Origin of the sequence: Dokdonia ponticola (assembly GCF_042653865.1) — a bacterium.
Taxonomy (GTDB): domain Bacteria; phylum Bacteroidota; class Bacteroidia; order Flavobacteriales; family Flavobacteriaceae; genus Dokdonia; species Dokdonia ponticola.
Window position 1 is genome coordinate 488,198 of record NZ_JBHSFV010000002.1, and the last position, 19,130, is coordinate 507,327.

General features: G+C 34.5%; 29 protein-coding genes. 4 read left to right on the forward strand and 25 right to left on the reverse strand.

The genetic code is table 11. The features are described 5' to 3' along the window. Window positions 1-43 precede the first annotated feature (43 nt). The 4 genes from ACFO3O_RS06180 to ACFO3O_RS06195 form a co-directional block, all read right to left on the reverse strand. Complete coding sequence (locus tag ACFO3O_RS06180) at window positions 44-529, reverse strand: hypothetical protein (protein ID WP_379977690.1); 486 nt, start codon at window positions 527-529, stop codon at window positions 44-46. Between the two features lie 16 nt (window positions 530-545). Continuing rightward, the gene (locus ACFO3O_RS06185) at window positions 546-2,387 is read right to left on the reverse strand and encodes a hypothetical protein (protein WP_379977691.1); all 1,842 of its coding nucleotides are present in this window, start codon (window positions 2,385-2,387) and stop codon (window positions 546-548) included. Window positions 2,388-3,012: 625 nt separating this feature from the next. After that, a complete protein-coding gene (locus ACFO3O_RS06190; protein WP_379977692.1) occupies window positions 3,013-3,507 on the reverse strand; it encodes a hypothetical protein in 495 nt (164 codons plus the stop codon). 4 nt (window positions 3,508-3,511) lie between these two features. Next, window positions 3,512-5,173, reverse strand: a complete 1,662-nt coding sequence (locus tag ACFO3O_RS06195) for a hypothetical protein (RefSeq protein WP_379977693.1) — start codon at window positions 5,171-5,173, stop codon at window positions 3,512-3,514. A gap of 261 nt (window positions 5,174-5,434) precedes the next feature. Here ACFO3O_RS06195 and ACFO3O_RS06200 point away from each other — a divergent pair, with 261 nt between their 5' ends. The 4 genes from ACFO3O_RS06200 to ACFO3O_RS06215 all read left to right on the forward strand — a co-directional run bounded on the left by ACFO3O_RS06200 (window position 5,435) and on the right by ACFO3O_RS06215 (window position 8,024). Continuing rightward, entirely contained in the window at window positions 5,435-5,566 is a 132-nt protein-coding gene (locus ACFO3O_RS06200; protein WP_379977694.1) for a hypothetical protein, read from the forward strand. Window position 5,567: 1 nt separating this feature from the next. Then, window positions 5,568-6,305, forward strand: a complete 738-nt coding sequence (locus tag ACFO3O_RS06205; protein ID WP_379977695.1) for a hypothetical protein — start codon at window positions 5,568-5,570, stop codon at window positions 6,303-6,305. Between the two features lie 24 nt (window positions 6,306-6,329). After that, window positions 6,330-7,064 carry a response regulator gene (locus tag ACFO3O_RS06210; RefSeq protein WP_379977697.1) on the forward strand — a complete coding sequence of 245 codons (735 nt, stop codon included), beginning with the start codon at window positions 6,330-6,332 and terminating at the stop codon, window positions 7,062-7,064. 462 nt (window positions 7,065-7,526) lie between these two features. Beyond that, window positions 7,527-8,024, forward strand: coding sequence for a DinB family protein (locus ACFO3O_RS06215; protein ID WP_379977698.1), 498 nt, complete (start codon window positions 7,527-7,529; stop codon window positions 8,022-8,024). 5 nt (window positions 8,025-8,029) lie between these two features. Here the strand turns inward: ACFO3O_RS06215 and ACFO3O_RS06220 are convergent, their stop codons facing one another. The 21 genes from ACFO3O_RS06220 to ACFO3O_RS06320 all read right to left on the reverse strand — a co-directional run bounded on the left by ACFO3O_RS06220 (window position 8,030) and on the right by ACFO3O_RS06320 (window position 19,050). After that, a complete protein-coding gene (locus ACFO3O_RS06220; protein ID WP_379977699.1) occupies window positions 8,030-8,539 on the reverse strand; it encodes a D-Ala-D-Ala carboxypeptidase family metallohydrolase in 510 nt (169 codons plus the stop codon). Between the two features lie 126 nt (window positions 8,540-8,665). After that, window positions 8,666-8,989, reverse strand: a complete 324-nt coding sequence (locus ACFO3O_RS06225; RefSeq protein WP_379977700.1) for a hypothetical protein — start codon at window positions 8,987-8,989, stop codon at window positions 8,666-8,668. Window positions 8,990-9,015: 26 nt separating this feature from the next. Continuing rightward, a complete protein-coding gene (locus ACFO3O_RS06230; protein WP_379977701.1) occupies window positions 9,016-9,450 on the reverse strand; it encodes a hypothetical protein in 435 nt (144 codons plus the stop codon). Between the two features lie 7 nt (window positions 9,451-9,457). Further along, on the reverse strand, window positions 9,458-9,877 hold the full coding sequence (locus ACFO3O_RS06235) for a hypothetical protein (RefSeq protein WP_379977702.1): 420 nt from the start codon (window positions 9,875-9,877) through the stop codon (window positions 9,458-9,460). Beyond that, window positions 9,789-10,142 carry a hypothetical protein gene (locus ACFO3O_RS06240; RefSeq protein WP_379977703.1) on the reverse strand — a complete coding sequence of 118 codons (354 nt, stop codon included), beginning with the start codon at window positions 10,140-10,142 and terminating at the stop codon, window positions 9,789-9,791. The genes ACFO3O_RS06235 and ACFO3O_RS06240 overlap by 89 nt, the downstream gene beginning before the upstream one ends. Then, window positions 10,120-10,470, reverse strand: coding sequence for a hypothetical protein (locus ACFO3O_RS06245; RefSeq protein ID WP_379977704.1), 351 nt, complete (start codon window positions 10,468-10,470; stop codon window positions 10,120-10,122). The genes ACFO3O_RS06240 and ACFO3O_RS06245 overlap by 23 nt, the downstream gene beginning before the upstream one ends. Window positions 10,471-10,479: 9 nt before the next feature. Then, window positions 10,480-10,722, reverse strand: coding sequence for a hypothetical protein (locus ACFO3O_RS06250; RefSeq protein ID WP_379977705.1), 243 nt, complete (start codon window positions 10,720-10,722; stop codon window positions 10,480-10,482). Further along, the gene (locus ACFO3O_RS06255) at window positions 10,722-11,333 is read right to left on the reverse strand and encodes a hypothetical protein (RefSeq protein WP_379977706.1); all 612 of its coding nucleotides are present in this window, start codon (window positions 11,331-11,333) and stop codon (window positions 10,722-10,724) included. The genes ACFO3O_RS06250 and ACFO3O_RS06255 overlap by 1 nt, the downstream gene beginning before the upstream one ends. Continuing rightward, entirely contained in the window at window positions 11,330-11,827 is a 498-nt protein-coding gene (locus ACFO3O_RS06260; RefSeq protein WP_379977707.1) for a peptidoglycan-binding protein, read from the reverse strand. The genes ACFO3O_RS06255 and ACFO3O_RS06260 overlap by 4 nt, the downstream gene beginning before the upstream one ends. A 3-nt stretch (window positions 11,828-11,830) precedes the next feature. Continuing rightward, a complete protein-coding gene (locus ACFO3O_RS06265; RefSeq protein ID WP_379977708.1) occupies window positions 11,831-12,358 on the reverse strand; it encodes a hypothetical protein in 528 nt (175 codons plus the stop codon). Window positions 12,359-12,369: 11 nt separating this feature from the next. Further along, window positions 12,370-12,864 carry a hypothetical protein gene (locus tag ACFO3O_RS06270; RefSeq protein WP_379977709.1) on the reverse strand — a complete coding sequence of 165 codons (495 nt, stop codon included), beginning with the start codon at window positions 12,862-12,864 and terminating at the stop codon, window positions 12,370-12,372. Further along, complete coding sequence (locus ACFO3O_RS06275) at window positions 12,861-13,307, reverse strand: hypothetical protein (RefSeq protein ID WP_379977710.1); 447 nt, start codon at window positions 13,305-13,307, stop codon at window positions 12,861-12,863. Before ACFO3O_RS06275 ends, ACFO3O_RS06270 begins: the two co-directional genes overlap by 4 nt. Window positions 13,308-13,325: 18 nt before the next feature. After that, window positions 13,326-13,838: an N-acetylmuramoyl-L-alanine amidase gene (locus ACFO3O_RS06280; RefSeq protein ID WP_379977711.1), complete on the reverse strand. Its 513-nt coding sequence runs from the start codon at window positions 13,836-13,838 to the stop codon at window positions 13,326-13,328. A gap of 50 nt (window positions 13,839-13,888) precedes the next feature. Continuing rightward, window positions 13,889-14,311, reverse strand: a complete 423-nt coding sequence (locus ACFO3O_RS06285) for a TIGR02594 family protein (protein ID WP_379977712.1) — start codon at window positions 14,309-14,311, stop codon at window positions 13,889-13,891. A gap of 43 nt (window positions 14,312-14,354) precedes the next feature. After that, window positions 14,355-15,791: a YncE family protein gene (locus tag ACFO3O_RS06290; protein WP_379977713.1), complete on the reverse strand. Its 1,437-nt coding sequence runs from the start codon at window positions 15,789-15,791 to the stop codon at window positions 14,355-14,357. 11 nt (window positions 15,792-15,802) lie between these two features. Further along, entirely contained in the window at window positions 15,803-16,579 is a 777-nt protein-coding gene (locus ACFO3O_RS06295) for a hypothetical protein (protein WP_379977714.1), read from the reverse strand. A gap of 5 nt (window positions 16,580-16,584) precedes the next feature. Beyond that, entirely contained in the window at window positions 16,585-17,007 is a 423-nt protein-coding gene (locus ACFO3O_RS06300; protein ID WP_379977715.1) for a hypothetical protein, read from the reverse strand. Window positions 17,008-17,010: 3 nt separating this feature from the next. Continuing rightward, on the reverse strand, window positions 17,011-17,244 hold the full coding sequence (locus ACFO3O_RS06305; RefSeq protein WP_379977716.1) for a hypothetical protein: 234 nt from the start codon (window positions 17,242-17,244) through the stop codon (window positions 17,011-17,013). Then, on the reverse strand, window positions 17,241-17,789 hold the full coding sequence (locus ACFO3O_RS06310) for a hypothetical protein (protein ID WP_379977717.1): 549 nt from the start codon (window positions 17,787-17,789) through the stop codon (window positions 17,241-17,243). Before ACFO3O_RS06310 ends, ACFO3O_RS06305 begins: the two co-directional genes overlap by 4 nt. A 2-nt stretch (window positions 17,790-17,791) precedes the next feature. Next, a complete protein-coding gene (locus tag ACFO3O_RS06315; RefSeq protein WP_379977718.1) occupies window positions 17,792-18,427 on the reverse strand; it encodes a hypothetical protein in 636 nt (211 codons plus the stop codon). A gap of 2 nt (window positions 18,428-18,429) precedes the next feature. Next, on the reverse strand, window positions 18,430-19,050 hold the full coding sequence (locus tag ACFO3O_RS06320; protein ID WP_379977719.1) for a hypothetical protein: 621 nt from the start codon (window positions 19,048-19,050) through the stop codon (window positions 18,430-18,432). Between the last annotated feature and the right edge of the window lie 80 nt (window positions 19,051-19,130).

Sequence of the window (19,130 nt, forward strand, 5' to 3'; positions counted from 1 at the left end):
AGTTCTTAAATTTAGGAATATCAATGTATAATTAAATAGTTGATCACTCAGAATGTACATAAAAGAAATCGACTTGGCGCATTAGTAGCTTACTATCTTTTATCTCATTTTTATTAATTAAAAATATATTTTTACTGCGATTTTGATCTAGTTTTAAAAACAGTTTTAGCCTGTCCATTTTATTAAAATCATCCTTAGTGAGAATTATATCTTCATTATTTTTAATAAAACTTTTATCTACTTTAATTACGAAAGTAGAATCTTTTCTGAAAGCGGTATCAAAGTCTTTAAATACTTTATATACAAAAGACACCTTATTAGTTTGATAAAATGGGTCATTTGTATCTTTACTATTGCCTTCATCTAAAGGAATATTATAAAATATTGAATTGACTGATTTATCTTTATTATAATTAGTGTGGCTTCCCTGTTCTTCCTCAAAAAGAATAATAAGAGTATTATCTTCTTTTATTGTTTGAGAAAAAATAGAACTTGATATTAATAATATGAATAAAGTGATTTTTTTCATTTTATGATTTTTTTAATTAATCTTCACAATATGTTTTAGAAAAAGAACTTTGCCCTATTTGAACGTATTGTTGGTAATTAAACAGTTTTGCGGGAGAGTTTTCTATATTATTCATATAGCCGTTAGTTTCATGTAATCCAGCCAAGCTAAGGTAAAAATAAAACTGATTCCAATCCCAAGGGACAGTATCACCAGATGGATTATTTTCATCCATGAAATGGTTTTGACTTTCTGCTGCTGATTGATGTGTTTGTGGAACAAAATTATCTCTAACATCTGATAATATTTCTTGCATAGCAGGTATCATATACTCAAACATAAATTCATGCTGTTCTTGATTCGGACAAGCACTTCCATAATATTCATTGATTAGATTACCAAAATCAAGGTTGTTCAAACCTTCGATATCAATAGCTTGATTGCAACCAAGATAATGTACCAATAAATAAGCGTGTATAGATTCGTGAATAATAGTTTTCGCTACAGCAATATTAGAATTTAATTCCATGTAAGATTTTCTTATAAATATTTCAACGTTCATAGAAGTTATTTCTCCTGTTTGAATATTTCTCTCTACACTATTAGCTACAGTTACTCCATTAGCATTAGGATGGGTACTATTTGGGAATTGATCTACTACTTTAAATGTAACATTCAATACATCACTCTCTCCAAAAGTATTTACAAAAAACTGTTTGAATAAAGGTGTATCTGTTATTTTACTATAGATACATAGAAGTTTTTCATCTTGTGGTGTTGTAATAGTTCCCACTGTACATGGGTTTATAAAAGAAAAATCAACATTAAACGGTGAATTTACATTCATTTCATTGTTTTCTAAAGTACATTCTATATCAAAAAAGATACCAACGTTAGGATTAGGCTCTTCAGCACATCCATTTCCATTTGGATCACATTGATTAGGACAGGGGTCGCCATTGTTATCATAGCATACTTCAGGAAGTTCAGGTAAATCATCAGGACATCGTACCGTATCTTCTACACTCTTATCTCCATAGGTAATCACAATGACCCATGAACCACCAAGACTAGGATTATTACACTCACTTGGCTCATTATGTAAAAACTGCCTCCAAACACAAAGCCATTTAAGATCTGCTGATACATCAGGATCTGGTGGGGGATTGTCTTCATTTCCACCTCCATCACCATCACCAGGCCCACTATCTCCCGGACCAGGATTCCCATCGTTACCTCCATTATTTCCTGTATCTCCATCTGGATCACCATCGTCAGAACAAGGGCTTCTCGTTTCTCCGCTAATAGTAACACCATCTATCAAGCTTAATTTCGCTATGTACCTACCTGCGATACTGTAATGTATGATCTCTCCACTAAAGGTTGAAAAATCTTGTGTATCTCTATAATTAGGAATCCACCCTTCATCAGGACGATATTCTACGATATATGAGAATAAACCACTTGAAGATTCTTGTACTATAAGATTAAATGTTGATGTAACAGTTGTATCAGTATTCTCAATAGAAGTTAAGAGAAATGTATGATTCTTACGGTCATACTGATCTGTTACTTGGATAATTTCGCTGGTTTGTAGCGTTCCTATAACTAAATTAGGTTCATTTGATCTATTGTTTGCAATAATAGATTTTTCAATAGTAAAATGTCCTCTATGGTCTCCTAATGTTGAGAGGTAATCTGCGACTTTTGGAATCTCATCTAGAGAAACAATCGTAGTGGTTGTTTGTAATTGTTCATGTTGGTGGGCTTCTAATAAAGGGAAAGACCCGTCATCATCTTTTTGACAACATATAAAAAGCGCCATCGCTGTGAGGAATAAAAAAATTCTAGTTCTCCACAATACTAAATTTTTAATCATTTCTGTTTTTTGTTTAAATTAATACTCAAATTATAAAGGTGTTTAAGAATTTATAAGAGTTCAAATACAGACCCAAGATGACTGTAACTTCATGTAAATAAATGAAGTGACTGATATAATTAAAAAACTCTTAAAAAATACTAGCGTTTCCTTTGAGACTAAAGGAAGTAGTCTGATTTATTGTGATCTACTATTTGTTCTACATTATTTACACATGAAGTCTTTTTTTGATGAGGAGTTTAAGGATCACACCTATTTGCTATAAGTGATATAAGATGTGATTATTAACAACTTCTAGTGCAAATTCAAATGCGTAAATAGTTCTTTTTTTGAATTTAAAAATGGTTTATAAAATACACCTATTTTTTGTCTCTAAAATCAACAGGCATAAATCATAAGGTACTATAATCAACCCTTCAACAAGATGTCGAAGGGTTAATATGATTAGTTTTGAACTAACTTTTTATCATGTAAATGGGAATTAAACTTTAACGAAAATTTTTTCTTAAAGATTTTAAACCAGTTTTAATGAATTTGAGATATATAATTTTCATCTAGATTCTCAAATTATATATATCCAATAGAAAAATGTTAAGACGAAAAAAATAATAAAGCCCATGATTAATCATTCAAAAAATGAAAAAGTGACCGTAATTTTGCCAGTGATAAAATTTTTGAGGATAGTTATTTCGATTTTTTCTTTAAACCACTTTATTAGTATAGGATTATCTTTAAGGTGAGAAGACTCTAAATTAATGTAGTCTTCATTGATATTACTCTTTTTAGTTGCTAAATTAAGAGATTCTACCTCTGCTTTCATCGAATAACATTCATCGGGAATACCATATTTTTCTATGTATATTTCAATTATCTCATCAAGCGTATATCCTCGTAAATGCAAACTTATGTGTTCAATTATTCCGTCATCGTTAGTTCTAATAAGGATATTTTTTTTCTTTATTTCTTGACTTTTATTTTGAGTGTCTGGAATAACCCTATAATTATTTTCACTAGTTTGAAAAAGCTTTAATTTAATATCATCTGATACATTTTTGCCTAGCAAATGATCATAGAAAAAGTTTTGATTGAAAAATAATGATATTAATATTAATATTTTCATATGGCTACATGCAATTACCTGTTGTGAATAAATCGATGACATAAGGTGCAGGGTTAGGTATTGGAAATGAGGGTATTCTTGAAACACTACCACCTAACAACAAACTCATTTCAAAGTTAATATTATTTATCCATTGTTCAGTAACTACAAAACCATTAGCTTCAAAATTAATAGAAAACCAATTTTCTGTTGCATCGATAGCTTGATCGAGTGCTATAGCACTCTCTGTAGCTGCAACTCCATTTAAAATAACTCCAGGTACATTAAAATACATAACAGGAAGATCCAAATCAATATAATGAAACTTAATCCCGTCGCTGTCGGCTTTTAGAGACATGAAAAAATTATGAATACCAACTACAGCAGATCCCTTTAAAGCTCCATTCATACCACTTGCGTATTCAAAACTAGAACAGTGTGGTTTCGGATAAGAGAATTCTACGTCCAAAACACCATCTTCTTTTATATCATCAATAGCACTTATTAAGTAATCTTCGTAATAATCTTCATATTCAGAACCATCAAGGGCTTCCAAAAAATTATTTAATTCTACTGCGAATGCTACATTCTCTTCATTTTCAAAAATCCAATCAATTTGTTCAGTAGTAAGATTGGGTTCTAAAAATTGATTTAAACTATAAATAAGGGCTAGGTCATAGTTAACTGCTACTACGGGATTAGGATCAATAGGCGCTTCGGCACATCCATTTCCATTTGGATCACATTGATTAGGACAGGGGTCGCCATTGTTATCATAGCATACTTCAGGAAGTTCAGGTAAATCATTAGGACATCTTACCGTATCTTCTACACTCTTATCTCCATAGGTAATCACAATGACCCATGAACCACCAAGACTAGGATTATTACACTCACTTGGCTCATTATGTAAAAACTGCCTCCAAACACAAAGCCATTTAAGATCTGCTGATACATCAGGATCTGGTGGGGGATTGTCTTCATTTCCACCTCCATCACCATCACCAGGCCCACTATCTCCCGGACCAGGATTCCCATCGTTACCTCCATTATTTCCTGTATCTCCATTTGGATCACCATCGTCAGAACAAGGGCTTCTCGTTTCTCCGTTAATTGCTACACCATCTATCAAGTTTAATTTTGCTATGTATCTGCCTGTGATACTATAATGGATGATCTCTCCACTATAAGTTGAAAAATCTTGCAAATCTCTGTAATTAGGAATCCAATTTTCATCAGGTCGATATTCTACGATATATGAAAATAAACCACTTAAAGATTCTTGTACTATAAGATTAAATGTTGACTTTACAGTAGTATTAGCACTCCCAATAGAGGATAACAAAAAAGTATGATTCTTCTGATCATATTGGTCTGTTACTTCAATAATCTCTCTCGTTTGAAGTGTCCCGATAACCAAGTCAGGTTCATTTAATCTATAGTTTGAATAAATAGATTTTTCAATAGTAAAATGTCCTCTCTGATCTCCTAACGTAGAGAGATATTCTGCTACTTTGGGAATCTCATCTAAAGAAACAGTGGTAGTCGTTGTTTGTATTTGTTCATGTTGATGGGCTTCAAATAAAAGAGGAGACCCGTCATCATCTTTTTGACACGCTATAAACACTAAAAGAAAAGAGAGAAAATAAAACAATCGCATTTGCAAAAACTTTTTTACATTATTCATTTTTTAGATTTTAAATTAATAATTACATTTAATTAACTGATTATATATTTGTTACAGAGGATGAAATTATTAATTATGCAAGAGTTGTGTATAGTCCAAAAGTGTAAAACTTTTATACTTTTAGATTACAAATTATTTATTTAATATTTGTATGCAACCCTCTATTAATTATGGTTTTACCGTAAAAATTATGAGGCTTAGTGATATTTTTTTAAAAAGTTTTACCTTATATTTAAATCATTAATTTTTAATGAATATGTTATGGCTAAAAAACCACCCGATGGTTTGAATTCTGAGGAAAATCAAAATTCTGAGGAAAATCAAAATTCTGAAGAAAACAAGTCTACAGAAAAGACAGAAGATAAAGACAACAACACTTCTACTTCTAAGTAAAATGATTAGATTTATCATAGGGGTATGTTGTATTCTAATAACATTCCCCTTAAACCACTTTGATTACTTAATTCCTGAATTTAGTGAGATAACTGTGTTTGGAAATACCTATAAAATTGTGGAAGGGTTAACCTCTGAAGATATTATTTGGACACTGATTCAAAAACTAAACATATTCTTATTGTGTGTTGCATTTCTTCTATTAATGCCTTTAAGTAAAGAGCATTTCAAGCACTCGAAACTTATTATCAAATCAGCAATTATTATTATAATAACTTTAAATACATATCAAGGTCTAGTTCTTTTATATCGGTATGTAAATGGTTTTGATGACGGTATGTTTACAATAACATTTATAATCCTTCTTTTAATCATAGCTGCAATATTTTTCTCGTTCTATAAATTACAACAATACCTTGTCAAAAAGAAAAACGAAAGAAACAAGAAATTTATATTAGAAATACAAAAATTAAAACAAGAAATTCAGCAAAGAGTTGAGACTTTAAAAGATAAAGACTCAAAACTATCTCAGATTCAATCAAAAGTTGATACTATTCAAGACACTAATATTTTTATTACAGAAAAAATAGAGGCATTAGAATGCCTCCCTTTATTTATAAAAGAAACGGACGATATGGAGACATGGACAAGATTAGCACACAGAAGAGCTATGATGATCTATGGACAATTAGACAAACAATTAAAAGATTTAGAAGAAGCAAAAACGATTGCCTTATAATAATTTTGTGGTGCGACACGATTTATGAAAAAGAAAAATGATATGCACAACCAGAAGGGTGACAAGCATATAAACAAAAAAGATAATCTAAAAGAATTAAAAGTTCTAATTATAGAAGATCATCCTTTGATGCAAACTGCTATTAAGAATGTATTTGAAAAATTAAGTGCTCACCAAAAAAAGTACAGGTTTATTATAGAAATCGCTTCTAACTGTAAAGAGGCTTATGATAAACTTTCTTTGCCAAAAAACTTCTACGAACTTATTCTTTTAGACATACAACTTCCAGCTTACCCAGATCAAAAACTATTTTCAGGAGAAGATATTGGTCTTTGGATAAAGCAAACACTGCATTTATCTTCTAAAATTATCGTAATTACATTCATTAAAGATAATTTTAGAATTCAAAATATTATTCAATCTATCAATCCGAACGGATTCCTAGTTAAAGAGGATATTACTCCTGAGACACTACTTAATGCTTTAAAGAAAATTTTTGAATTTTCACCTTATTATTCTGAGTCTGTAACTACTCATAATCAAAAAATTATATCCAATAATATTTTTCTTGATGCTACAGATAGACAATTACTTTATGAACTGTCACAAGGATCTAATATGGCAGAACTTATAGAATTATTGTTTTTATCCAAAAGTGCTATTCAAAAGCGTAAATCTAAACTCAGAGATATATTTAATATTACAGATAAAAGCAATAGAAAGCTGATCCAAAAAGCTAAAGAGCTAGGATTCCTTTAATATATTTTCTTGAATATTTGTAAACCAAAAGTGTAAAATTTTTACACTTTTGGTTTACATCTTCACAACAGTGTATTAATAATTTAGCATTATAATATTTTAAAAGACAAACACTCAATTACGCTTTTCGCCCTTTATAAAAGTAGGACTATAGTTAAGCCCTTAGTGTTTGATGTAAATTGCACCACACTCAAATATTTTGGGTTATAGTCCTATGAATTCTAAAGAAACTATATAGTTAACATTTTGAATAATTTTATTTAGACACTCAATTCAGTGATTGATACTATATCCTTTAAGTCTGTCTTTTTAGGGGAAGAAAAAGCGCTTATTGGGTATAGTTTCTTATCGAGCTTTTCACCCCGAGAAGTAGGACTACCCACCCATTTCATCCAAAGTAATTGCACCACATTTTCATTTGGGGTTTTGGGTGTAGTTCTATCATCTTAAAAGTAAAAATTAATGACAATACAGTATTACGCACAACAATTAGAAGCTATCAACTATAAATCATTATGGCTGGGTCAAAACGTGATGGAAAAGATAGATGGTATATCTGCTCACACTGCTTTTATTCGCCCTATACCCGAGCTTCACAGTATTGCAGAAATCATAGGGCATTTAACAGCGTTACATATAGATGTTATTAATAAATTAAAAGTACATTTTAATTTACAATTGGTCTATCAACCTGACCATTGGCGCTCTAATGAAGAACTTAAAACCATTGGATGGAAACAATTAAAAGAAGATTATGAAAAAAGTATTTTATCCATCCTTGTTCTTATCGGAGACAAAGAGGATTCTTTATTAGAAAAGACATATACAGAAGGGCATTATAAAATTGTCAACCCCTTTGAATTTGCCATAGAGGGGGTAATTCATCACACGTTGTATCATTTAGGACAACTAGGCATTACCATCAAGCTTCTTATCAGAAAAGAGCTTCATCTATCTTAAAAGTGTCAAGAAAAAGGATTAATCTCAGGCGGGGTTCCTGAAGGGTAGCCCCAAGCCACGTATTGTGGTTTGGATGTATCTACATCCAGATGCACAAATGTTTTTCCAACCCCGATACGGGTAAAACCAAGATTATATGCTTGAACCACTAGTAGATTACGGATGGCTCGCGTGGGGGCGTGAATATCAACAGCTTTACATTTGGTAATCAAATGTGCGGAATTACTCACTCCACCCACTTTTTTATTCCAAAATTGACTCCGTACTGCCGAGTTGATATTTTTAAGTACTGCATAGCCCGTTCTTTTTTCAAGCAATTGCAATCGTTTTAAAAGTGACCTATCAATACAACGCCCAGAGCCGACAATATCTTTACTATCAAAAACAGAAAAGTCAATAGAACTTTTCTGTTTTTTAGTTTTTGACTCTGCCAAATAACGTATTAAAACAGCACCACCTACAATAAGGGCTGCCGTTCCAATACCTATATAAATATGTTTATAAGATGATACCATATTTATTGCTTATCAAGACCGTTCTTTTTCTTTTTACATTTCTCGTGTATATCCATCCCTACCTTTATGATACTTAGAAGCATAAAAATCCCAAAAACGGCATTAAGCAGGGTGTTACTTTTATTTTCATTCATTTATAGAGCTTCTATAGGGTTTGATTTCTTCTTCTAATTGATCAACATACTTCTGAAGTTTATCTATTTTTTTTCGTTGTTCTGTGATCGTTTTGGTCATTTCTGTATTTTTATTTTCTAGCTCTTCTAATCGCTTTTCCATATTCTCCGACCACTTCTTATAATTCTCAATGATTAGGCTATTGCCTTGGGTCTGTAAGTTATGTATCTCTGCATCTTTTAAGCGATTTTGACCTTTAAATTGTACTAAGAGTTCAATAAGCTTCCAAAACCCTGTAGCGCTAAATATGACAATAATGATTTTTGTAATATCCATGATGTGTATTTTATTACTTGTTTCATCTAAAAAGGACTTCCAAAGGTTTTAAATCGAATGGGCGTCTCTATGATGTACGGGTTTATGTTTAAAATCAATTCATCTTGATCATTTAAAAATGTTCCGCTTATCGTGACTCTTCCATCTATATCTATAGAATAGAAAAACTGACTCCATCCTATACTAAATAAAGTTCCTGTATGAGTGCCTTCGTCTATTAATGGAGCAGGTAAGCTTACAAGCCAATCTCCAATTTCTAGTTCAGGGGTATTAGGGCTTAATCTAATATCCTTCGCTATGAGTAAATTCTCATTAACTAGGCTGTAGGTATTAAATGAAGGAGAGTGGGTTAGAATAGAACTTAAATGCTCGGGTAAAATTTCGTGCGTTGTAACGCTGTTACGTGAATTTTGAAGGTTTCCACCTTGGGTGTTATCACTTTGATATCCTGAAATTGACATAGTTTTTTTATTTAATGATTAATACACTCACTAGTACAAGCAGTGCGCCACCTAGCACGGTGTTTTTTACCCCTCGCATTTTTACTTTCTTTGTGAGTGCTTTGTTATCTATTTCTAGGGCATTGTATGCTAAATTCTTATTGTCAATCACTAAGGATTGATTGGCATTTTTCTTTTCTAAAAATAGAATGGTACTGTCTTTGACCTCTTGTACTAGGATAAACTCCTCTTTTTGATTTTCTAAGGCTTTGATAAGTCCTCGTTGAAGTCTTTCTTTTTCTAAAGCCTTAGCGATATACTTAGACTGCCAAGGGGTAAAACAAAAATAGGTCTCTCCGTCAATGGGGAAGACTATCGGTTTTAAGCCTTGCGAAAAACTGCTCCAACTGAGGGATAGAATAGTTATTAATACGATTAATGTTTTCATCTAATACTGTTTTTAAGTGATAGATCTCTTGATCTTTTTGATCAATGATTCCTTGCAAGTTTCCAGCCTGTATTTTTAAATCTTTTATCCTTGTATCTAATTGGATATTTAAGGCAGACAACTCTTTATTTTCTTGTTCTAATATATCAGGGATTGTGTTTGTGGTTTGTAATTGGTTTGTTGAAAGCAAATAGCTACTAACTACTAGGATCACTAAGACAATTCCTGTAATTAGTTTCCAATTATTCTTCACTATGGTCTTCATAATTTATGTTTTGTATTGGATTTAATTTCAGTACAGCAAAGAGTCTTTCAACCACAAGCTTGTGAAAGACCATGGCAAAGACAAAAGACTGAAATAAACCTTCAATATTTGCTACTGTATACCCGCGTAATAGATAGACTAAAATGCCATATCCAACGCCAATGAATAACACCCTATATCGGGTACGTATTTTCACGTTGGTCTTTTTAAAAAACCAAGTGGTTACTTTTGATTGATTTACTAGATGTGAGATTAATATAAACGTAATAACGTAGCCCCAATCAAGGCTTATTAAATAGTCTATGAGATATTCAATACTTGTCATCATAATCTTCTTTTACTTTATTAATATGTTTTTTATCTTGCTTACCTCTGATCTAATAGCGGTAAGCTCTTTACTAGGAAATACTTCTTTTAAGAGTTTTGCAATCACAATAAGACTGATTCCAGAAATAAGTAACGTAAGAACCACTTTGGTGGCTGTTTGATTGGTAATGGTAAGGGTCACTTCTGTTTTAATCCCATCTTTATCAATCAGGGCATTTAAAAGCCCACCCTTTCTTTTTTTTGGCTCGGACATTATCTTCTTCTTTTTCTTTTATAAATGAGTTTATTAAATAGTTTCTGATCTACTTGTTCTACTTTCAGAAGTTTTTGAACTCTATCTGCTAGGTTTTGATCAAACGCATCAGTTACTGCACCACCCCAGCCATGATTTTTTAAAAGGTATTTCTGTAATTCAAATACTCTTTCTCCTTTACTACCTAGACGTAGTGGAAAATCATCAAGGATCATCTCTAGGGATGTTGTGATTTGCTCTGAAGTATCTAAGACAATTACATCATCTATTGCTGTTGCTACTTCTATTTCCGTTTGAGGTTCTACTTCTAGTGCTACTTCCTTTATCTCAGCTTCTGCTACTTTAGAGATCATCTCTTGTTTCTTTTCAGTAGTTTCTATGGGAGAGTCAACCGTTTTTGTCGTCTGTATCGATTTTTCAATAGGGGTATCTTTAGCAACTACACTTAATTGCACCACAGGTGTGGTCTTTTTTTGAGGACTTGATTTTTCAGGAGCTTGTTTTGGGGTTTCAGATTTGTTTTCACATAATAACGATAGATACCCAATTAAAAGTCCGCTTCCCATGATCAAAAGACCACTAAGTCCTATTTCTTTGTTTGTAATTTTCATTGTCCTAAAAGTTTTAAAGTGTTTTTCATGGACTGAATATCAGACCTTGTGAAGCTTGTTTTACCTAATTTTTTCTGAGCGCCTTTCGCGGTAAGCTTTCCGAAAATACCATCCACCCCGTCTCGTTTTGGTCCACTACGACCTAGGGGCTGTTTATAGTATTTTAGATAGCGTTGTAAAATCTTTACATCAGGATGCCTACTTCCTCTTTTGATATGAATAGTTGAATTTGAACTCGAAGTCGAAGTTGAAGTTGAAACTGAAGTATTAGTGGAAATAGGTCTAAAAGGTGGTGTATTGAACATACTTGTATCTGTAAGGTCATCACTTTCAAAATTAGCATCATTATCAGAGGCATTTTGCTCCTTCTTCTTTTTAGAAAGGTAATACCACGTAAAGCCCCCAAGGGCTACTACTAGAATAATACCTCCTACCACTAAAAGTTCCTTTGAACTATTAGGAGCTTGATCTATTGTACTGATTTGTTCTTTCATAGCTTAGGATTGATAATTAGGGAGTTTTCTTACTGGATTTGTCACAAGGGTTTGCATTTCTTTTACGCTTAGAAAGCTATCTAAGTGTTGCCATAAATCCTTTTTATACACATCATAGAAAGCGCGAGAGACGCTACATACTTGTGTCTTATCTCTAAGGAGTTTTCCAAAGACATTTCCAACCGCTTTTTCATCATCATTAAAAGTGCCTTTAGCCTCTTTAAGCTTTTTAGCAAGTGCAATGGCTTTTACTCTTGGTAATTCTTTAAGTGTCTTAGGGGCTACCCATGCTTTTACATCATCGATATATCCATAATTAAACGGTTTTCCCCAGTTCGGTTCTTCCTTTACAGTGGCTGTTTGAGTGACCGATGCAGGGGTATCCTGTTTTGGAAATACACTATTGCCCATAGAGATTGATCCCTTTTGGGCTATTTTCTTCTTTTTAGAAAGCAATAGATATAGTCCAATACCAGAAACTGCTAAAACACTACCTCCGATCATCCACCATGTTGTTTTTGATAATTTCATCTGTATTTTTTTTATAAGGTTCTATAGGGAGGCAGTTTCGCTACAATCCCCATAATGATTTTTATTTCAGAAGTGCTTAAACGATCCTTTAACACATCAATCAAATTGTTTTCATATTCCTCTTGATAGGCATTAGCAAGCTGTGATACCTGTACTTTATCTTTAAGACCTCTAAAAACCCCGTATATCTTTTCCTCATCATCGTTGAGATACCAAGGAGTTAATGCGCTATTAATTAAAGAGGCATACCCTATAGCGGTTTGCTTTTTAAGGGTAATTACGGTTTGGGATACACTTTGTAACACCCTCTCTTTGTATTGTAAATCAAAAGCCTTGGTGGTATCAAGACCGCCCTCTATATCGGCTAATACTCCTGAAATCGCTTGTAGGATTACTGCAAATCGTTTATCTCTTTGCCTTGCTCTTACACTAGCATATCCAATGGTTATAACTAAAACTCCTAATGCACTTCCAATGCCTATTTTATGTGCTTTTGTAAGTCTCATTTGACAAGTAATTTGCTTGCTCTACCTATAGGAGTTAACATTTTTATATCCTCAATATCTGTGCTGTCCACCGCTTTTTTACCTATGACTAAAACCCCAAGAATTAATGCAATTAAAACCACAGGAACACCTATGGCTACTACCTTAGTTAGATTCTTACCAAGTCCAAAAAAATTACCTTGAATTTCTGAAAGATCCGATAGGGTACGTGTTGCAATATTGGAAACATCTAGCCCCTGTTTGTCCATCCACTGATTAAAACTAGGACGGGTGGTACAGCTTGTAGCCCCGTTACTTTTCCAAGTAATAAGCCACAAGGTTTTTGCATGAGCGCTTCCTACTGATTTTTTGAGCGTGTTGTAATAGCTGATCCATAGATCGCATGGATCATCCTTTTCAGGGATCACAAAAGAGTAGGTATCTACAGTTAAGGTTTTAGACATTTCTTTGTATTTAATGAATTAAATAGCTGATATATTGATAGGCTTTCTATATTGATTATGAGTGGGTACACCGATAGATTCCAACCATCCTTGCACATCAAAAGCAGGGTTTTTAGATTCATCTGTAGCTGTAGGATCATCAAAGCCCAAGACAATGATTTTAGGAAACCGAAGGGTGTAAAATCGTATAATAGCCTCCAAGGTTTTGGTTTGCTCTTCGGTACGTGTATCTTTCCAAAAAGCTTCTTTTAGAGTACGTCCTCCAACATATCCTATATGTTTTACGCGCCCTAGAATCGGATGTTTTCCTCCTGAGATACCCCATAAATCCACATCCGTAGGGCTGTTCTCATTAACCAATACTTCCAAGGTTCCGTCTTGCAAAATCAGATAATCAAACCCTGGTCTATTAAAACCAAGTCCACCACTAGAAGTGCAGCGCGTGTGATGCTCAATAACATCTTGTTTACTAAGGTTTGTAGCCTCTGAGGTATCGGTAGATTGTATTACTAAATAATTAAGTGTTTCCATGATTTTTTTTAAAGTGTTTGTTGTCTATTATAACATAGGATTCATCTTTGCTAAAGTCTTCTAAAGCCAAGCAATCGATAAGCAGGATAGGCTTTGATATTGACCTGATTATTTTGATTTCCGCCTAGACAATAGATTTTTGTTCGATCTTCGGAATAGCCGATAAAAAAACCAACGTGTCCTTTCCATGAGGTTTTAGCCTCTCGCCAAAAAACTACCACATCTCCTACTACAGGTTTTGTTACTTTGTTGCCTACATTAAGCCAAGAGCGAGCATTGAGTTTTCCACTTGCTTTTTTACGGGCTTTTAATGCCACCCAATTTGCAAAGGCACTGCACCAAGCAGTCTCATCATCCTTGACCCATGTTGATCCGATCTCTTTGAAATAATTAACAATGATCGAATTATGTAACCTTCCTACTTTTTCAGTAATTCCATACTGACTAAGGGCAATATCTATAAGTGTATTCATTTGTTTAAGGGAGTTAACGTGTTTGTACTTTTTAGCGCTAGTCTTAGCGCTTTTCTATTTCATTTTCCAAAACATCAAACCAATCTAGTTTGGTGTAATAGATAAGCAGTGTGATGGTGGTTTGGGAAGGGATGGTAAAGTACCATCGGTGTAATCCATCGATAACAACCCCTTCGATTTCAAAAACTTCTGCAACATTTAAAAAGTTTTGAGGGCTATTGTAATTTCCAATACTTATAGAGCGACGTTCGCTTTTGCCACTTACAGAAACATCTTCAAGTTCTAAGGTGGTTATAAGCTGATCGCTGCTAATAATTTTTAGGTGTTTTACCCATGCTGGACTAAATTGAAACTCCTGACGGTACTCATTGTAATCTTCTTTAATAGTAACCTCTTGTTTTGCAACACGTCCAAGGGTTACGCTATTGGCGGTCGCTTTTGAAAAGGCAACTACACCACTTTCAGGATGGATCGCAATACCCGTCTCAAAATCAGCAATGGGATAAGGATCAGTAAACTGATGATCTGCATTTAATCGTAATACCTGAAAATTAGTAGTCTCCCCTATATAAATAAGTTCTTCCGAAGTACTATAGGCGATACTTGCGCCAATACCACTTAAAGCAATACGTATCTCTGTAAAATTTAGAGTGTCAATAGCTAAAAGAGAAGCTTCACTTTCTAAAATACCATAGATATGTTTAGAAATAGGATGATATGCCCAAGCGGTTATATTTCTTGTAATTTGATCTATGAGGGCTAAACGAGTATGGATGGTATCATAGACATAGACCTGTTCTAATTCTGGAATATGAATAAACACATTTCCTGTATCAGGATCAAGCCCCATAGTAGAAGGAATCCCCTCAATGGATCGTTGTTCTACACTTCTTGTAGGGATATCAATCACAAACATATTAGGCTCTGTGATTCCTGCTACATACAAGGCATCATCTATCGGATTGTAGACAAAACTTGTAGGGCGTTTGATAACAGATAATTCCTCACTAATAGTAAAATTAAGAGTCATCACACTTATCGTATCTCGAACAGAACTAAGGACATATATTTCTCCATAATACAAGCTATCTTCTTTAGTGTTTACGGTAATAGCCGTGGGTGAATATGTACCTGAAGCCACAGGAATCGGACTAAGTGCTACCGTTGTAATAATTCTTGCTCTACTATCAAAAACAGTGACATCATCCGAGAGTTGATTCACGACATAGAAAAGATCATTTGCAGGATTATACACCATGCCTTGTGGATAGTTCCCTACCCCAATGACAACGCTATCATTAAATCGATTAATGGACTGCTCGGAGGTAGTAATCGATAAATTACTGTTTGATCCCCAAAGTCGAATACGCTCGGATGTGTCTGTGGAATTAGTCACTACAAATTGTAGGGATTGAAATTCCTTACTAAGATGTTTATAGAATGCTCTAAACTGAGCTTGGGTATCTAAAGGGTTTATCATAGCTGTTTTTCTTAAGTATCACTGATCGTTTCTTTCTCTTGGATATAGTCTTCTATAAAATCCATCACATCACGGGTACGTTTTAACTGCGCTTGTCCAATAAGCTCTGGATAGCTTCCAAATATTTTAGTCATGGCATAGACAGCTTCAATCTTTGGAAATCCATAATCCAAATACTTCTTGATTCCACATAAATCGGCAGTGGTTTGACTTCGGGTGTTTAAAAACCAATGGCATCCCTCGTGGGCTAGAATCGCTACTCGAATAGGAATGCTATAGCCTAAAAACATACGTTTAGAGATTTGTACTCTTGGCATTAATCGGTGGGTTCTTGCAGGGGTAATAAGTTCTTTTCCTGATCCATCGGTAATGGAAGGCACATACTGAAACAGAAATTCTCCCTTTGGACTATCATAATAGCCCGTAGGGGTATATCCTGCTTTTTGAGCAAAGGCGACCGCAAACTTTAAAAAACGATGCTCAGACTCCGAAGCCCAAAGTGATATCGGTTCCATTGGCTTGACATTAAAAGAGACTACTGAAAAGTTTCGATCATGCAACACATTTTTATCAAAAATCAGTAGCTCCATTTCCTTTGAGGAGACTGGAAATTTAAGCTGAAATGTGCGTGCTTCCCCGCCTTTAAAAAACCGTGCTTTACGACGTAAATAATACGTATGTCTGTATCTAGGATCGTAGGCTTGAATACCTAATTCCATCGCTCGGTGCGCTCGTATCCTTACATGGATCACAAATCGCTGTTTGTTTGTTGGAATGGGGATAATCATACTTTTTACTTTGCTTGTCTTTTTTTATAAATTACTAGTGTGACAACACCTAGGACTAACAGCCCACCGATCACAAAGAAAATGGTAGGGACTCCTGCTTCTGAGCCTCTGGGGGTCTGCTCATCTTGTGGTGTTAACCGTATTTCAAAATCATTAGAATTATCTAAAGAGGAAGGTGGTGTAATTGGATTTAAGAGGCTGTCAACCGCTTGTCCTATCCCTGTCGCACCTCCGATATCTCGATATACATTACCTAACTTTTTCACAAAAACCTTTTGACGCTCTTTTCGAGCAATTACTTCAGGTCGCGCCTGACGAAGGGTACGCCGTTTTTTTCGACGTGCTCGTTTTCGTTTTCGCTTCTTTCGACTACCGAAAAAAGCATCTTCTTCACTCTCCATATAAGCAAAAAGGGCATCATCCATCATAACTTATAAAATGTATAAAATTCGTAAAGTGCTATCTTGGCTATTATAAGAGATCGCCTGATATGCCTTACCTACAAAAGGATAGCCTTTGGCTTCTCCAGGGGGAAGAGTCACCCCATTGACTAGCGCCTGACTATCTCCTGTATTTTTAAAGGATGCAAATAGAAATCCTGCATCTAATTGTCCTTGCTCTTGGGCTTGAACTTCTATCTCTATTGAATTTGCTTGTGTGTTCATAGTCCGTCTTTTTTTTGTGCGTTATTAATTAAATAGCCAGTTATAGAAACCGTAGTTATGGTAAGAGCGAGGATGATTAGCTTTTTCTTTACACTCATTTTAGGCTTGCCTGCGTTAGAGGCGACCTGCTTTTGAGTAACCTGCTTTTTAAGTGCTTTCGCTTTTGATTTTGCTCTTTCTTTGGTTGTAGCACTTGCAGCCCTTCTCTGAGAGGACGTGATCTCTTTTTTAAGTTCCTTTGCCTTGAGAGGAGGTGTCACCTTTAGTATGGGAATTTTTTTTAATGGAATACGCCTTGGCTTTCCAAATGCTATCGCTTTCTTTCTAGGTAAAAGAATGTTAAATGACCCTTTGATGGGTCTTCTTCTCTTTGGTCTTAATATCGGTCGAGTACCACCGTTATCCATTCTTGCTTTTCTTCTCTTAGGATGATAAGCAGGCGCTACTCCACGATGACTTATGGGTCTGATGGGAAGTCCATAAGCATTAAAATCATCATATAATTCCTCTTCTTCTAAAAAATCTTCTCTATCGATAACGATCATATCTATGCTTTTGAAGGGTTATACATCGGAGGCTTAGAGCGAGACATAAATAGGGCAACCCCTACAAGACTTATTAAAACCACTACACCACCCACCATTAGCATCGTTTGTGTACGTTTTTTAGCCTGAGTTTCTCGCTCTAACCGTACGCGCTCTGCCTCTTCTCTTCGGCGCTCTTCCTCTCTACGGCGCTGTTGCTCTTGCATCCGTTGGATTTGTAATTCCAAGTCACGTTTTGCTTGTAAAGCCTGAGCAGAAGTAGTATTACTATTTGAGCCGTTATCATTTTTTCTTTTTTTCTTCTTCAAAAGACCACCAATAGCTCCTATAGCGCCTTTAATGAGTCCCCCAAAAAAAGCATCTTCTGCATCGGGCAGATCAAACCCTACCTTTTTAAGCCAAACCATAGATTCCACCTCGGTATCTATATGACGATCTACTAACTTGGCAAGCGAATCGGTAAAACCATCACTGTCACTTTTAAGCATTTCTACAGTGGCATTAATGAGTTGTCTTTTAGTGGGAGTATCCTGAAAATCCACTCCGTAGATCGTTAATAATTCTATGAGAGCGTCACTAGCGGTTAGGATCAGATGTCCTATTAAATTAATGGCCTCGTTATATTGCTGTTGTGTCATATCTAACTGTTTTTAGAATAGGTAAATCCTATACCCAATAGCAGACCCAAACCAAAAATGCTAGTGTAAATGGCTAACTCTTTTTTAGTAATAAAACCATAGTCTGGTGTAGTGGGTTTTTCTTTTAGTTCCTTTTTGGGTGTGAGGCGTATAGAATTCCAACGTGCCTCAATTTCTTTTTCAAGCTCTTTACTTGGGCTTGCCTTGTATTTATTGACTAAATCATCTAAAGGCGTAGTAGCCTCTAGTTCTTCAGAATCTGTTGTATAATTATCCTCCAAAGAAACCGTTGCTTTTTCACAAGAAGCACAACCTTTCTTTTTACAAGAGGAGCAACCTTTCTTTTTAGTATCGCTAATTTTTGTTTTGCAATTCTCACATACTTTTACAGTATCAGCGATAGCGAGAATCGCATTTTTATCTGGATGAATTTTTAGAAGAGCCTTAATTACCTCGCGCCCTTTTTCACGAATAAGCTCTTTGATTGCCTCTACTAAATCATAAGGGTCTTCTGGGGACTCAAAACCCTCATCGTATAGAAGCTTTTGAGCTTGCTTTATATTGTGAAATACAATATAATCGATGCGATTCTGTCCCAATGCTGTATATTGGATTTGATTCATAAAATGTATGCATTTAATTAAAGTCGATATAGCGCATATCAGCGCTATACCGACTAAGGTTACAGATAGAAGATGGGGGA